Source organism: Pseudomonas sp. 18173, from assembly GCF_050432945.1.
Classification (GTDB): Bacteria; Pseudomonadota; Gammaproteobacteria; order Pseudomonadales; family Pseudomonadaceae; genus Aquipseudomonas.
This window is the reverse complement of sequence record NZ_JBKFTN010000030.1, coordinates 18,504-32,397: the sequence shown is the minus strand read 5'-3', so window position 1 is coordinate 32,397 and position 13,894 is coordinate 18,504. Positions and strand designations below refer to the sequence as shown.

8 protein-coding genes are annotated in these 13,894 nt (G+C 63.1%); all 8 read right to left on the bottom strand.

Going from position 1 to position 13,894, the window contains the following annotated elements; genetic code table 11:
• Positions 1 to 4,142, bottom strand: a 4,142-nt coding sequence (locus ACLD1X_RS25890) for an Ig-like domain-containing protein (protein WP_429372617.1), incomplete at its 3' end; no start/stop codon positions are given.
• A gap of 131 nt (positions 4,143 to 4,273) precedes the next feature.
• Positions 4,274 to 5,119 (bottom strand): sulfotransferase family protein, encoded by an 846-nt coding sequence (locus tag ACLD1X_RS25885; RefSeq protein ID WP_429372615.1) that lies wholly within the window; start codon positions 5,117 to 5,119, stop codon positions 4,274 to 4,276.
• A 151-nt stretch (positions 5,120 to 5,270) separates the two neighbouring features.
• Positions 5,271 to 6,854, bottom strand: a complete 1,584-nt coding sequence (locus tag ACLD1X_RS25880) for a glycosyltransferase family 39 protein (RefSeq protein ID WP_429372613.1) — start codon at positions 6,852 to 6,854, stop codon at positions 5,271 to 5,273.
• A gap of 119 nt (positions 6,855 to 6,973) precedes the next feature.
• Entirely contained in the window at positions 6,974 to 9,070 is a 2,097-nt protein-coding gene (locus ACLD1X_RS25875; RefSeq protein ID WP_429372611.1) for a biotin/lipoyl-binding protein, read from the bottom strand.
• Positions 9,071 to 10,390 (bottom strand): efflux RND transporter periplasmic adaptor subunit, encoded by a 1,320-nt coding sequence (locus ACLD1X_RS25870; protein WP_429372609.1) that lies wholly within the window; start codon positions 10,388 to 10,390, stop codon positions 9,071 to 9,073.
• Positions 10,387 to 11,166 carry an efflux RND transporter periplasmic adaptor subunit gene (locus ACLD1X_RS25865; RefSeq protein WP_429372607.1) on the bottom strand — a complete coding sequence of 260 codons (780 nt, stop codon included), beginning with the start codon at positions 11,164 to 11,166 and terminating at the stop codon, positions 10,387 to 10,389. Before ACLD1X_RS25865 ends, ACLD1X_RS25870 begins: the two co-directional genes overlap by 4 nt.
• Before the next feature lie 79 nt (positions 11,167 to 11,245).
• Positions 11,246 to 12,808, bottom strand: a complete 1,563-nt coding sequence (locus tag ACLD1X_RS25860; protein WP_429372605.1) for an efflux transporter outer membrane subunit — start codon at positions 12,806 to 12,808, stop codon at positions 11,246 to 11,248.
• Positions 12,805 to 13,869 (bottom strand): HlyD family secretion protein, encoded by a 1,065-nt coding sequence (locus ACLD1X_RS25855; protein ID WP_429372603.1) that lies wholly within the window; start codon positions 13,867 to 13,869, stop codon positions 12,805 to 12,807. Before ACLD1X_RS25855 ends, ACLD1X_RS25860 begins: the two co-directional genes overlap by 4 nt.
• Positions 13,870 to 13,894 lie beyond the last annotated feature (25 nt).

The window sequence follows — 13,894 nt, the reverse complement described above, 5'->3', positions numbered from 1 at the left end:
CCGGTGTTGTCCAGCGTGATCAGGTTAGTGGCGTCGGTAATGCTGGCGGTCGGCGTGAAGGTCGCCGTCCAGGTGATACCGCCGTCGCTGCTGCTAACCGCCGTCAGCGTACCGTTTGCGATGGTCAAGTCAGCGTTGGTGAAGCCAACGACCGCTTCGCTGAAGGTGATGGTCACCAGCGAGGTTTCGCCGATCTTCAAGGCATTGTCGGCCAACACGATGGTCGCGGTCGGGCGGAGCGTATCAATCGCATAGTTGTTCGAATTGGTGGTGCCGCTACCGGCGTTGCCGGACAGGTCAGCGATACCGGTGTTGTTCAACGTGATCAGGTTGGTGGTGTCGTTGACGCTGCTGTTGGGCGTGAACGTGGCGGTCCAGGTGATGCCGCCATCGCTGCTGCTCACCGCGCTCAGCGTACCGTTGGCGATGGTCAGGTCGGCGTTGGTAAACCCGCTGACCGCTTCGCTGAAGGTAAAGGTCACCAGCGACGTCTGGCCGACCGCCAGGTTGGTGTTGGCGACGACGACAGTCGCGGTTGGCCGCACGGTGTCGATCGCGTAATTGTTCGAATCGGTGGTACCGCTGCCAGCGTTGCCCGCCAGGTCGCTGACCCCGGTGTTGTCCAGCGTGATCAGGTTGGTCGTATCGTTGATGCTGGTGTTTGGGGTGAATGTGCCCGTCCAGGTGATGCCGCCATCGCTGCTACTCACCGCGCTCAGCGTGCCGTTGGCGATGGTCAGGTCGGCGTTGGTAAACCCGCTGACCGCTTCGCTGAAGGTAACGGTCACCAGCGACGTCTGGCCGACCGCCAGGTTGGTGGTGGCGACGACGACAGTCGCGGTTGGCCGCGCGGTGTCGATCGCGTAATTGTTCGAGTCGGTGGTACCGCTGCCAGCGTTGCTCGCCAGGTCGCTGACCCCGGTGTTGTCCAGCGTGATCAGGTTGGTCGTATCGTTGATGCTGGTGTTTGGGGTGAATGTGCCCGTCCAGGTGATGCCGCCATCGCTGCTACTCACCGCGCTCAGCGTGCCGTTGGCGATGGTCAGGTCGGCGTTGGTAAACCCGCTGACCGCTTCGCTGAAGGTAACGGTCACCAGCGACGTCTGGCCGACCGCCAGGTTGGTGGTGGCGACGACGACAGTCGCGGTTGGCCGCGCGGTGTCGATCGCGTAATTGTTCGAGTCGGTGGTACCGCTGCCAGCGTTGCTCGCCAGGTCGCTGACCCCGGTGTTGTCCAGCGTGATCAGGTTGGTCGTATCGTTGATGCTGGTGTTTGGGGTGAATGTGCCCGTCCAGGTGATGCCGCCATCGCTGCTACTCACCGCGCTCAGCGTGCCGTTGGCGATGGTCAGGTCGGCGTTGGTAAACCCGCTGACCGCTTCGCTGAAGGTAACGGTCACCAGCGACGTCTGGCCGACCGCCAGGTTGGTGGTGGCGACGACGACAGTCGCGGTTGGCCGCGCGGTGTCGATCGCGTAATTGTTCGAGTCGGTGGTACCGCTGCCAGCGTTGCTCGCCAGGTCGCTGACCCCGGTGTTGTCCAGCGTGATCAGGTTGGTCGTATCGTTGATGCTGGTGTTTGGGGTGAATGTGCCCGTCCAGGTGATGCCGCCATCGCTGCTACTCACCGCGCTCAGCGTGCCGTTGGCGATGGTCAGGTCGGCGTTGGTAAACCCGCTGACCGCTTCGCTGAAGGTAACGGTCACCAGCGACGTCTGGCCGACCGCCAGGTTGGTGGTGGCGACGACGACAGTCGCGGTTGGCCGCGCGGTGTCGATCGCGTAATTGTTCGAGTCGGTGGTACCGCTGCCAGCGGTGCCCGCCAGGTCGCTGACCCCGGTGTTGTCCAGGGTGATCAGGTTGGTCGTATCGGTGATGCTGGCGGTTGGGGTGAAGGTTCCCGTCCAGGTGATGCCGCCATCGCTGCTGCTCACCGCCGTCAGGGTGCCGTTGGCGATGGTCAGGTCCGCGTTGGTGAGGCCGGTGACCGCTTCGTTGAAGGTGATGGTCACCAGCGAGGTTTCGCCGACTCTCAGCGCATTGTCCGCCACCACGATGGTCGCGGTCGGACGTACGGTGTCGACTACGTAGTTATTGGAGTTGGTGGTGCCGACGCCGGCGGTGCCCAGACCGTTTATCACTCCTGTGTTGTCCAGGGTGATGACGTTGGTCGTATCGGAAATACTGGCCGACGGCGTGAAGGTTGCCGTCCAGGTGATGCCGCCATCGCCGCTGCTTACCGCACTCAAGGTGCCGTTGGCGATGGTCAGGTCCGCATTGGTGAAACCGGTCACGGCCTCGGAAAAGGTGATCGTCACCAAGGACGTTTCGCCGATGCTCAGGGTGGTGTCAGCCACCACAATAGTCGCGCTCGGCGGCGGTGCATACGCGGTGTTGAGTACACCACCGTCGTTGTAGATAGACGCGAAGGAGGTCGGCGAAGTGCCGGTTGCACCTCCGCCCTGAGCGGTACCGCCAGCACCACTGGCCGCGGCATTACCGGCCAGGGCGGCGAAGTTGGCGGCCGTCATCAGCAGCGTGCCTTTGTTCCAGATCGCACCGACGCCCCGGCCGCCAATGCCGCCATTACTGGCATTGCTGCCTTGGCCACCGCCACCGCCACCGCCGCCACCGGCGCCGATGTTGTTGCTGATGGTCGAAGTGCCAATGACGGTGATGGTGCCGCTGCTGGCGTTGTAGATTCCGCCCACCGCATTGCCGCCGGCGCCACCTACCTTGTCCCAACCGGCCCCCCCGCCACCACCTCCAATGGAAATCGTGCCATTGGTGGCCGTCGCGCCGTTGCCGCCGTTGCTGTAATAGGAAACGCCCTGCCCGCGGGCCCCGCCAGTGGTGGTACCGCCGCGACCGCCCATGTGGATGGCGTCATAACCGCCGCCGTAACCACCGACGCCACCGCTGCCCGCCTGGCCGCCCAACGTACCGGTACCCGGCCCTGCCGAACCGCCATGCCCGCCGCCCTGACCGCCCAAGCCGCCGCCGCCACCGCCGCCACCGCCGTAAAAAGCACCCGTGACACCGCCGCCGCCGCCGCCACCGGAAGCCCCGTTGGAGGTGACGGTAACGTTGTTCAGGGTCAGATTCCCTGCGTTGAAAATCCCCCCGGCCATCGCGCCCGTGGCGCCATAGCCACCGTTGCCACCGTTGCCCGCCACCAGGCCACGGGTGATCACCAGGCCATCGAGTGTCACGGTGCTGCCAGACGCTATTTCAATCACTCGGGTCTTGTACTGACCATCGAGAATCACATCCGCCACACCGTCGTTGTTCCTGTCGCCATCAACGGTGATGTTCTTGTTGATCAGCAATTCGGATGTCAACTGCACCGTCATGTTGCTGCTGAAGGTGACGATATCGCCGTTCTGCGCAGAGGCGATGGCCGCGCGCAGCGAACCGACCCCGGTGTTCGCGTTGTTGGTGGCGGTCCAGGTGGCCAGGCCCCACTGATAGTCGCTCATGGCCGTGGCCGAGAGGACGTTGGCGCTTTCGATGTTGCCGGTGGCGATTTCCAGATCCCAGTCGCCGCCCACGCCGGTACGGTTGCTCGAGGCCGCTACATCGCGGCCGGTCATTTGCGCCAGCGAGTCGACAAAGCTCAGGCCGCGCTCGCCTTCGGCGGTGTAGCAGCCGTAGATCAGGATGTCGCCGCCAGCGTTCATGTCCTTGCCTATGTCCGCCAGCACCGCGCTGCGGGCGGCGACGTTGTCAGCCGACAGATAGCTGTCGCCGAGCCACAGGTCGCCAGCGTTGCCGTGGGCGATGATCTGCACCGAGCTGATGCCCTGATGCTGATCGAGATACTCGGCTATTTGTTGCAGTCCATCCTTGCCCGCATCCAGTTTCACCACCTGGGTCCCGGGCGCGACGCCTTTGAGCAGGCTGTCGGCATCTTTCACCCGGGAGTCGACGAACACCACGCTCTGCCCGGGCACCGCAACGGGGCTGGCCGTCGGTGTGGCATCAGCCTGGCCGTGGGTGTCCTGGCTGGCCGTCGGGTGATCGGCAGCCGGCGTCTTGGCGGCATCGGCCGTGGAATGGCTATCGGCCTGGGCGGCGGTATCGGCTACCGTGGCGGCGACCGCGCCGTCGAACAACATGCGCGGTTCAAGGGACATGATCATGGGCGCCGCTGACGCCCGTTGTCCTTCGATTGCCCGTGACTTTGCCTTTGCCCCACCAAAAATGGTCCACCACATGCTACTCACCCGAACTCGAACGAATGTACGTAACGCATCAATGAAAAACGCCGCGATCAAATGTTCGCGGCGTCGGACTTCATACGAATGACATTGGCTGCGCTGGCTGAGCCATCGAGCCAAAAGGACAAGTCTGAGTATTGCTTGAACAGGTCCGGCGGCAGGATGGTGCGCCGGGCCTGTACGGCAATCTTGGGTCGGACCTTGTGCAGGCCGGTCACCCCGAGAGCCTGGTCGAACTCCGGGGCGTCGTACGCCAGGTGCTCGAAGTCGTGCTCGAACCAGGGCTCGTCGATAAAGTCGTAGACCAGCCGCAGCACCCGATCCGGTGCCTGGGTCAGCAAGTCATAGTCGATGATCAGCAAGGAGTCGGCATATTCGCCGTAATAGGCTTCCTTGAGTGCCGCCCAGGCAAAACCCACCAGGCGATTGCGCTGGGCCAGGGTTTCGCAACGGCTGTAGACGGTGTTGCGCTCGACGGCATCGCCGAACAGCTTGGTGTTTTCATAGGGATTGGCGCGGTAAAGACGCTCGATGCTGTCCATGATCCAGGCGACGTTGCGCACACAGGCAATCACCTTGGCCTTGGGAAACAGATCGTTGATGGCCGGCAGCCGGGCGCTCCAAAGCCGATTGGTGTCGAACACCACGGGTTTGTCGGCCTTGTCGGCGTAGAAGGAATCAAACAGGCCGCGCAACAGACGGCGGCGCATGTCGGTGTCGATCACCGCGCCGAACTCGCTGCCCGCGCTGCACTGGTCCAGAACACCGGAGAACAGGGAACCGACGGGGCTGGTCATTCCGGCATGGAAACGCGGGTTCTGCAAAAGAATCGCAGAAAGCAGCGTCGAACCTGAGCGCGGCAAGCCGGAAATAAAGTGAAATTGGTGCAATCCCTTCACCGTGGCGTTAAGTCCTTTTGTAGGACAAAGCGTAACCGAAGGGAAAGTGTTCGCCTAGTGGTGTTTTGATATCAATTTGAAGTCAATTCCCCTGGAAATCAGCATTTTTAACATCCAGTCAACGGATGAAACGTTTTAGCCCCGGCGCCGCTTATTTCCCGCCTATCGGGGACAAATACAGCCTGGCAACAGCGCCACCGGCCTTTACCTGACGGCTCAGCTGCCATTGAGCAGGCACTGGGGCAAACTCATCCGGCACATCGGCGGTGCTGATCAACCAGATTCGCCGGGTGACCTTGGGCAGATCGCCGAGGCTGTCGAGGTACTCGTCCGGTGCCGTCAGGGTGCCGAAACCATAATCGTTCGGGCGACTCGAAGTGCCGTCGGCATGTGGCGGGGTGTACAGCAGCGGCTTGGCATCGGTACGGTTGTAGTAGACATAGCTCAAATACCAGAGCATGTCGCTGGTGACGATTTGATCGCCGGGCTGGAAGTGCTGATTGACGTCATCGACCATGACATTGATCTGGTCATGGATGTCTACCGTAGCGTTGTTGTTCACACCCACCAGTTCGACACCGACAAACAGCACCAGTACCGTCAGTGCCACCACGCGGGAGCCGTTGTACAGGCGATCGATCGCCAACGCCGCCAGCATGGGCAAGCCCAGCGCATAGGCAGTGAGATAGCGTTCGATGAACATCGGCGAAATGAACGACACCGCGAACACCAGCAACACCGGAACGAAGGTGTAGACCGCCAGCAACGCGCTGCCCCGGAACACACTTCGGTCCCGCACCAGCGCCACCCCGGCCAGTATCGGCAAGGCCAGCGGCAGGGTGGCAAACAGCAGCGGCGAGAGGTTTTCGCCATCGTCCTGGGTCAACAGCGACCACACCATGGACGGCAGGGACTCGAAGGTGACTGGCGTTTCCCAGCCGACATCGCCATTGGCCTTGAGCTGATCGATGTGCTGCAACAGATCGACCAGCCCCGGCAACCACGGCAGGTACAGCACGACAATCGCCAGGTTCGCCAGCCACCAGTCGCCGCGCTGGATGTGTCGCAGCCGATACCCCGGCTGCACGCGGATGATGCCCAGGTACAACCAATGGCAAAGCACGCATAGCGCAGTGAAGTAATGGGTGTAGAACGCCGCGCTCATGAGCAGGACGTAGATCACCAGATAGCGTCGGCCTTGCGGTTTGCGGACCCAGTACACCAGGGCAATCGTCGCCCCGAGCAACCACAGCCCCAGCAGCGAATACATGCGCACTTCCTGGCTGTAACGAACCGCCGTGGGCAACAGCGCCAGCAGGAAGCCGGCGAGTATCGCGGCGCGGCGGGTAGCCAGGCGATCCACCAACCACACGCCAAGCCCGACCGAGGCAATGCCCGGCAGGGCGCTAAGGCAGCGGATCGAAAAAATGCCGTCGCCGAAGACTGCCATCCAGCTGTGCAGCAGCATGAAATACAACGGCGGATGCACGTCGTAGGCCGCATGAAGCCAGATGTCCGGCAATGAATAGCGCGCCAGCAACAGGCTGGAACCCTCGTCGCCCCAGATCGCAGCCGCGGTCAGGTCGTAGAAGCGCACCAGCGCCGCCAATACCAGGATCGGCACCAGCCAATGCTCCCGCGCCCAACGAATCATCGGTTGCGCGCCCCTGACGAAACCAGGGTTTGCTTGCGGTCCCTGCGTGTCGCCCATCGGCGTTTCTCTGCGCGCCTCCATTGCTTCCCCTTGCAACGCTCAGTGACAGTTTACTTGCGGTTCACTTTAGACCTTCAGCCCGAGCGTCGTCGATGCTGGCCTGTTGACGAAACGACCTGTGGCGACCAGGGGCGCTCGATCTAAAAGCCGCTTTCCCTGACACCCAGCGCCGCCACGCGACGCCAGGCAACGCCCAGCACCGATTCACCGCGGCCTTGCAACACTGCCACACCGCGCAATGGCTGCACAGGCGCCGGGGGCTGATCAAGCGTGGTCAATCGCGCGCCGTACTGCGCCTGTACCGGCTCGGCCCGTTGCTGCTGATCGCGACGCACGGCAATCGGTCCGTGGTGATCGGAGGTCAGTGCCTCCTGATCGACAAACGCCGCACCGTTGGTATCGATTTCGCTCAGTCGTACCGCAATCGCCGGATGCATCGGATCTTCGGCGATGAACCGTCCGGTGGCACCCGGCGCCACGCGCCAGAGTTCGGCCTCGGCCAGATAGCCGCGCAAACGCACGCCGTCCTCGACCACCCGGGCCAACGGCTCCCGAGTCGACAGCCAGCGCCCCACCGTCCATTGCGCCAGCAGATCACGCACCGTGCCGGCATGGGGGGCACGCAATAGCAAGCGCTCGCGCTGGGCCGCCAGCCCACGGTACTCGGCGACCGCTTCGGCCAGGCGTTGCTCGACGATTGCGGCATCGGAGGCCGTTTCGCTACGGCCGGCCTGACGACGCATCTGCAATTGCTGAATCTCGATTTCCCGGCGCGCAATGGCCTGGCGCGAATCGAGATCCGGCGACTCCAGCTCGATCAGGACATCACCCTGCGCCACCGTCTGCCCGTCATGCACATTCACGGCCTTGATCCGCGCCGCGACCGGCGCATGCAAAGTGCTGACCCGGCCCGCTTCCAGCATGGCCGGCACCTCGACGGCACTGCGCCACGGCAGGATGAGCACCAGCAACAGCCCGAGCAACACCAGGCCGCTGAATAGCACGCGTGGCCCATGTGCCTGCTCGCGGCGGCCCCACCACTGGCGCCATTCACTCATGATGGGCAGAAAGATGAACCAGACCAGTTCCACCAGCATCAGGAAGACCCCCAACACCTTGAAGAACAGGTGATAGACCGCCAGAGCGATGCCGAAAAACAATACCGCGCGCCACAACCATGAGCCGTACCCCCAGATCAGTAAACGCCGTTGCATGGTCGGCGACCAAGGCTCCGGCGCCGCTGCGCCATAGCCAAACAAAAACTCGCGCAGACGCCAGCGGCACAAGGCAAACGCTCGCCCCTGCAGGTTATCGACCTGCCAGAAATCGCTGAGTAAAAAATATCCGTCAAAGCGCATGAACGGGTTGAGATTGACCACCAGTGTCGTGATCCACGTAGCACTGGCGAGCATGAACGCGGCGGTGCGGGCGGGACCGTCGGGCAGTAGCGACCACGCCAGCAAGGCCATGCACGCCAACAGCAACTCGGCCAGCACGCCGCCGGCACCAATCAGCAACCGGGCCTTGCGGTCATTGACCCGCCAGGCATCGCTGACATCGGTATAGAACATCGGCAGCAGCACCATGAACGCCACGCCCATGCTCTGTACCCGGCACCCGGCGCGCTTGGCCATGAACGCGTGACCGAATTCGTGGCAGAGCTTGGCGAAGAACAGGGCCACACCAAACGCCAATGCGCCGCCAAGGCTGAACAGATGCGGAAACGTCGCGATAAATCGCTGCCAGTCCCGCGACACCAGAAACACCCCCAACCCCAGCACAGCGGGCAACCCGTAGCGCAGCGCTCGCGGGCCAAAGCGCTCCAGCAGTGGCCAGGCACGATTGAGAAAACGCTCGGGACGCCACAGCGGAATACGAAAAAACAGGTACTGATGCAGCAACATTTGCCATAGGCTCTGGCGCTGGGCAGCCGCTTTAAAGCTGTAACTGGCACGCTGCTCGGGATCGAGGGCGGTAATCAGGTCGTGACTGCGCAAAAACGCCAGCAACTGCTCCAGATCCGCACCGGCCAGCGCCAGCCCCGGCTCACGATTGGCCGCTTGCAGGACCTGCTCGGGCTCGCCCAGCGACCAGTGACGCAACAATCGCATCGCCGTCGTACCGAGCTTGAAGTAACGCCCCCGTACCGGGTCGGCCAGCGTCCAGCAGGGCGCTCCGTCCAGCGCCGGCGCTGCCGGGGACAGCTGCAGATCGGCACGCAGGCCGGGCAGGCTCATTTACAGGCCCACGCTCTGACGCAAGCCGGCCAGCGGTCGACGCAGCAGGTACAACGCCAGCGGCGCCCGGTCACCGAAGATTTTCGCCGTGCCGCGCAAACCGATGCGCGGAGGTGGCGCGTCGAAATTCGCATCCAGGCGATAGGCCAATTGCCCGCCCGCCGTGGGTTGCGCTTCATATGCCGAACGTTCGAGTTTGGCCAGATGGCGTTGCAGCGGGTCACTGTCGAGGAACAATGCGACTTCAGCACCCGGTTCCAGGGAGATCGCATCCCCCACGGCCAGCTCGATACGCAATTGCGCCTGCGCCGGGTCGGCGATTTCCATCAGGCGCTCGCCGGTCTGCACCGGCTTGCCGGTCCAGCGTTCGGCATCGGCAAATACCGCGATGCCATCGCGCTCGGCGCGCACTTCGCTGCGTTTGAGCAGTTCACGGGCGTAGTCACGCTCGGCGCGCTTCTGTTCGGCCCGGGCAGCCAGCAAATCCAGTTTCGAGCTGGACTCGGCATCGGCGAAGGAGCGCTGGGAGTTGGCCTTGAGTTCCGCCTCGGCAACCCCGAGGGCGCGTTCGGCGACATCGGCCTGAGCCTTGAGCGTGGTGCTTTCGAAGCGCAGCAGCACTTCGCCGGTCCTCACCGTCTGATTGGGCTTGACCAGGAACTCGGCAATCACACCGTCCAGCGGCGCCGCCACCACCCGACCGCCCAGCGGCACCACTTCGGCCGGAGCCAAAACGGACTGACGCACCGGGATCAACAGACCGAGCAATAGCGCCGCAACCAGCAAGCCCTGGCGTTTGCGTGTCCAGCGCAAGCGCCAGGGCTTGCGCGGTTGCAACGCTTGCCAGGCATGGCTGTAGGTATCGCCCAGTTGCGCCAGCAGCACTTGTTCGGCAGGGTTCCAGGCAACGTCCCGAGCCAGCCACAACCCACCGAACACCTCGCCCTGGCAATCGATCAGCGGCAGCCAGAACACCTGCGCAGCCGACAGGCTTTGCCATTCAGCCTGCAGCGACTCGTCGAGGATATCGGCGGCAATGACCCGCGCCTGCTGCAATTGTTCGCGCCTGAACAACTGCACCACCGCCTGCTCGACGAAGGCTACAAACGGTGAATTCGGCTCCACCGTGCTGACACCGGTCACGGCCTGCACCTTCCCGGCGATCAACAGTGCCGCATGGCGAAAGCCAAACAGTGCCTGGCCATCATTGACCAGGCTGTAGGCCAACTGGGCTGGCGTCCGGGCTGCACGAGTCTGACGCTCAAGATCAAGAAAACGCGCGAACACCTGTTCGGCGCCGCCGTTCACCGACGCGTTCACTTGAACTCCGCGAAATGCGCAGTGCCACTCATCCCCGCCAGTAACCCGCTGGAACTGGGTACGCTGGCCACCAGCAGCAGCGTCTGACTGCCTTCATCGATTCGTGCGCCCAGGCGCTTGACCGTTGCGTCCAAGGGCTTGCCGGTTTCATCGGGAACAAAACTGAAGGTCTGGCCGGGCTTGAGCCGGGCCATCCAGCGCGAGGGCACCAGCAGATGGATTTCCAGGGTGCGATTATCGACCACGTCCAGCAAGGGCGCGCCGGCAGGTACGCTTTCATAACGCTGCACCTTGCGCTCGACGACCTGGCCATCGAACGGCGCCAGCACGCTGCAACGCTTGACCTGCACTTGGTAGACCTGGGATTGCGCCTGGGTTTCGCTGACCTTGGCCTCGGCACGTGCCACTTCGAAACGCCCGACAGAATTCAGCGCGGCCAGTTGCCGGTTGTGCGCCAGTTCTTCACCTGCGCCACGGCTGGCCGCCTGAGCGGCATTGAGTTGCGCCTGATAGGCCGAACAATCGAACCGTGCCAGGGTATCGCCCTTCTTGAACGATTCCCCCTCGCTGAACGGCAATTCGACAATCCGCCCAGGCACCTCACTGGCCAGTACGGCCTGATCCCGGGCTCGCAGCACACCACGAGCCTCGGCGCTGGATGCAGCACTGGCGCCCGCATCCATTTGCACAAGCGGGTCGTCTGTCCCAGGCGTTTGCGCCCGGGCAACGCTTGCGGCGAAGAGCAATCCCAACCCCAACACACAGAAAAACCGCATGACCGTACTCCCTTTCGGATCACCGAAGTCTACGGCAGCGGCGATTAGCGTCAAGCAGATGGCCATCATTGCCTGGGTTTTATTGCTGCGCCGTCTCGGTCACTGGATACACCGACTCCCAACCTCCACCCAACGCCTTGTACAACCCGACGGCCGCCAGCGACACGCCGCTCGAACTCTCGACCCACTGCTCCTGCGTGGCCAGCAACGCACCTTGCACGGTGAGTACGGTGACGAAATCCACCACGCCCTCTACGTACTGCTGTTGTGCGGTGTCCAGCGCAATGCGGTTCTGGCGCACGGCTTCGGCCAGGCTGTCGCGGCGCAATTGACTGGCGTTATAGGCGGTCAGTTGGTCATCGATTTCATGCCAGGCACGCAGCACGGTTTGCTGATAGGCGATAGCCGCTTCCTGTTGTTGTGCTTCACGCAAGTCGAGCACGCCACGCAAACGGCCGCCATCGAACAACGGCAAGCTCAATTGCGGGCCGATGCCGAACGAACGCGAACCCCATGAGCCGAAATCGCTCAGTTGCATGGCCTGGGAGCCGATGTTCCCCGACAGGGTAATGCGCGGATAGAAATCGCCCTTGGCCACGCCAATGCTGGCGGTGGCGGCATGCAGCCGTGCTTCGGCCTGGCGAATGTCCGGTCGACGCTCAGCCAGCTGCGAGGGCAAGCCAATGGCGACCTGTCGCGGGGTTTGTGGCACCGGGGCATCTGTGGATAACTGCGCCGCCAATGCCTGGGGCGGTTCGCCCATCAACAGGCTCAAGGCGTTGATCAGTTGCCACTGGCGCTGCTCCAGTGCGGGCAGGCGCGATTCGATGGCCGCCACCTGTGCGGCGGCTTCGGCGACATCCAGATCCGTCGCGACGCCGTCGGCCAGGCGCAGTTGCGAAAGCTTCAGGCTATGGCGGGCGACGTCGAGGTTCTGGTCGGTGACGAGCCGGGTGTTCTGCACGCCACGCAGTTGAATGTAGTCCTGGGCGGTTTCGGCCAGCACCGACAGCAGCACACCGCGTCGATCGTTCTCGGCGACTTCCAGGTTGGCGTCGGCGGCTTCGGTTTCCCGACGCACGCGGCCCCACAAATCCAGCTCCCAGGAAGCCGAAAAGCCGGCATCCCACAGGTTGAACGCGGATTGGCCGTTGTGCCCTGACGGGTCGCTCAGGCCTTCACCGCTGTTGCGTTTTCGGGCGTAACTTCCCGTGGCAGCGGTATTCGGATAGCGGTCGGCGGTGATCACCTGGCGCACGGCTCGGCTTTGCTGCAAGCGGCTGCTGGCCAGTTTCAGATCGAGGTTGTCGCTCAGGGCGCGTTGCGTGAGGGCCGAGAGTTTCGGGTCATTGAACACGTCCCACCAGCGCTCGTTCATCGTTTCGGCGATGGCTTGGCTGGCGGCTGCCTTTGAGGGTTTCGACCACTCGGTGATTTGTGCGGGCTGAGGTTTGTGAAAGTCCGGGCCGACGGTGCAGGCTGACAGGCTCAGCACAAGCAAGGCAGAAAAAGTCAGGCGAGGCTGATGGCCTCTTCGCGGGCAAGCCCGCTCCCACAGTTGACTGCATTCCACTGTGGGAGCGGCGGTGCGGCGATCCGACTTGCTCGCGAAGGCGTCAGCGCGATCAACGAAAAATTTCATCGCTGAACAACCTCTTTCGCGCTGGCGGTGGCCGTATCAATACTCGCCTCCACCGACATCCCCACCCGCAGGCGCTCGGCCAGCGATTGCCCCGGCTCCAGCACGATTTTCACCGGTATGCGCTGTACCACCTTGGTGAAGTTGCCGGTGGCGTTATCCGGTTTGACCGCGGCGAACGTCACCCCGGTGGCCGGCGCAATGCTTTCCACACGACCGTTCAGTGCCGCACCGCCCAGGCTGTCGACGCGCACCTGCACAGCCTGCCCCGGCTGCACATCCGTCAGTTGGGTTTCCTGGAAATTGGCCATCACGTACGCCTGGGCCAAGGGCACCACGGCAAGGATTTTGCTGCCCGGAGTGACGTAGGCACCGACCCGCACCGCACGTTCGCCGACCATACCGTCCTGTGGCGCGACAATCCTTGTATAGGACAATTCGTAGCTGGCCATTTCCAGCTTCGCTTGCGCCCGTTTCAGGCCACCTTCGGCTGCATCGCGCTGGGCGGTGAGGATCTCCACTTGCTTGCGCTCCGCCGCCAGTACCGCCGTGGCATTGGCCAGCCGCGCAGAGGCCTGGTCGATGCGTGTTTGAGCCTGTTGCGCATTTTGCACCGTGCCGGCGCCCACCCCGGCGAGGTGGTTGTAGCGGTTCAATTCATGCTCGGCAAAGGCCATTTCCGCCTTGGCCGAAACCACCGAGGACTGCGCCTGGGCAATCACCGACGCCTGGCGCTCCAGGGTCGCCCGGGCGTTTTGCAATTGCGCCCCGGCCACCAGCGTTTCGGCATCGGCAGCCTGGGCGGCTGCGCGCAAATCCCGGTCATCGATCAGAGCCAGCAACTGCCCGGCCTTGACCTGCTGGTTGTCCTCAACCAGCACTTGCTTGATAAACCCGGCAACCCGCGGCACTACGAGAGTGAAATCCGCCGAGACATAGGCATCGTTGGTGTTCTGCTGGGTGCGCTTGCCGAACAGGCCGGGCATCGCCAGGTACAGCAACACGCCGACGGCCACTGCGGCGGTCATGGCAACCGCGACTTTCTGCTTTGCTTGAGTGTTCATAAAAACCTTCTGTTTCAGTGGAGCA

Excerpts from the sequence above, each read along its gene's own strand:
- ACLD1X_RS25880 (WP_429372613.1), bottom strand. The coding sequence starts at position 6,854 with ATGGAGGCGCGCAGAGAAACGCCGATGGGCGACACGCAGGGACCGCAA.
- ACLD1X_RS25860 (WP_429372605.1), bottom strand. The coding sequence starts at position 12,808 with ATGAAATTTTTCGTTGATCGCGCTGACGCCTTCGCGAGCAAGTCGGAT.
- ACLD1X_RS25875 (WP_429372611.1), bottom strand. The coding sequence starts at position 9,070 with ATGAGCCTGCCCGGCCTGCGTGCCGATCTGCAGCTGTCCCCGGCAGCG.
- ACLD1X_RS25855 (WP_429372603.1), bottom strand. The coding sequence starts at position 13,869 with ATGAACACTCAAGCAAAGCAGAAAGTCGCGGTTGCCATGACCGCCGCA.
- ACLD1X_RS25865 (WP_429372607.1), bottom strand. The coding sequence starts at position 11,166 with ATGCGGTTTTTCTGTGTGTTGGGGTTGGGATTGCTCTTCGCCGCAAGC.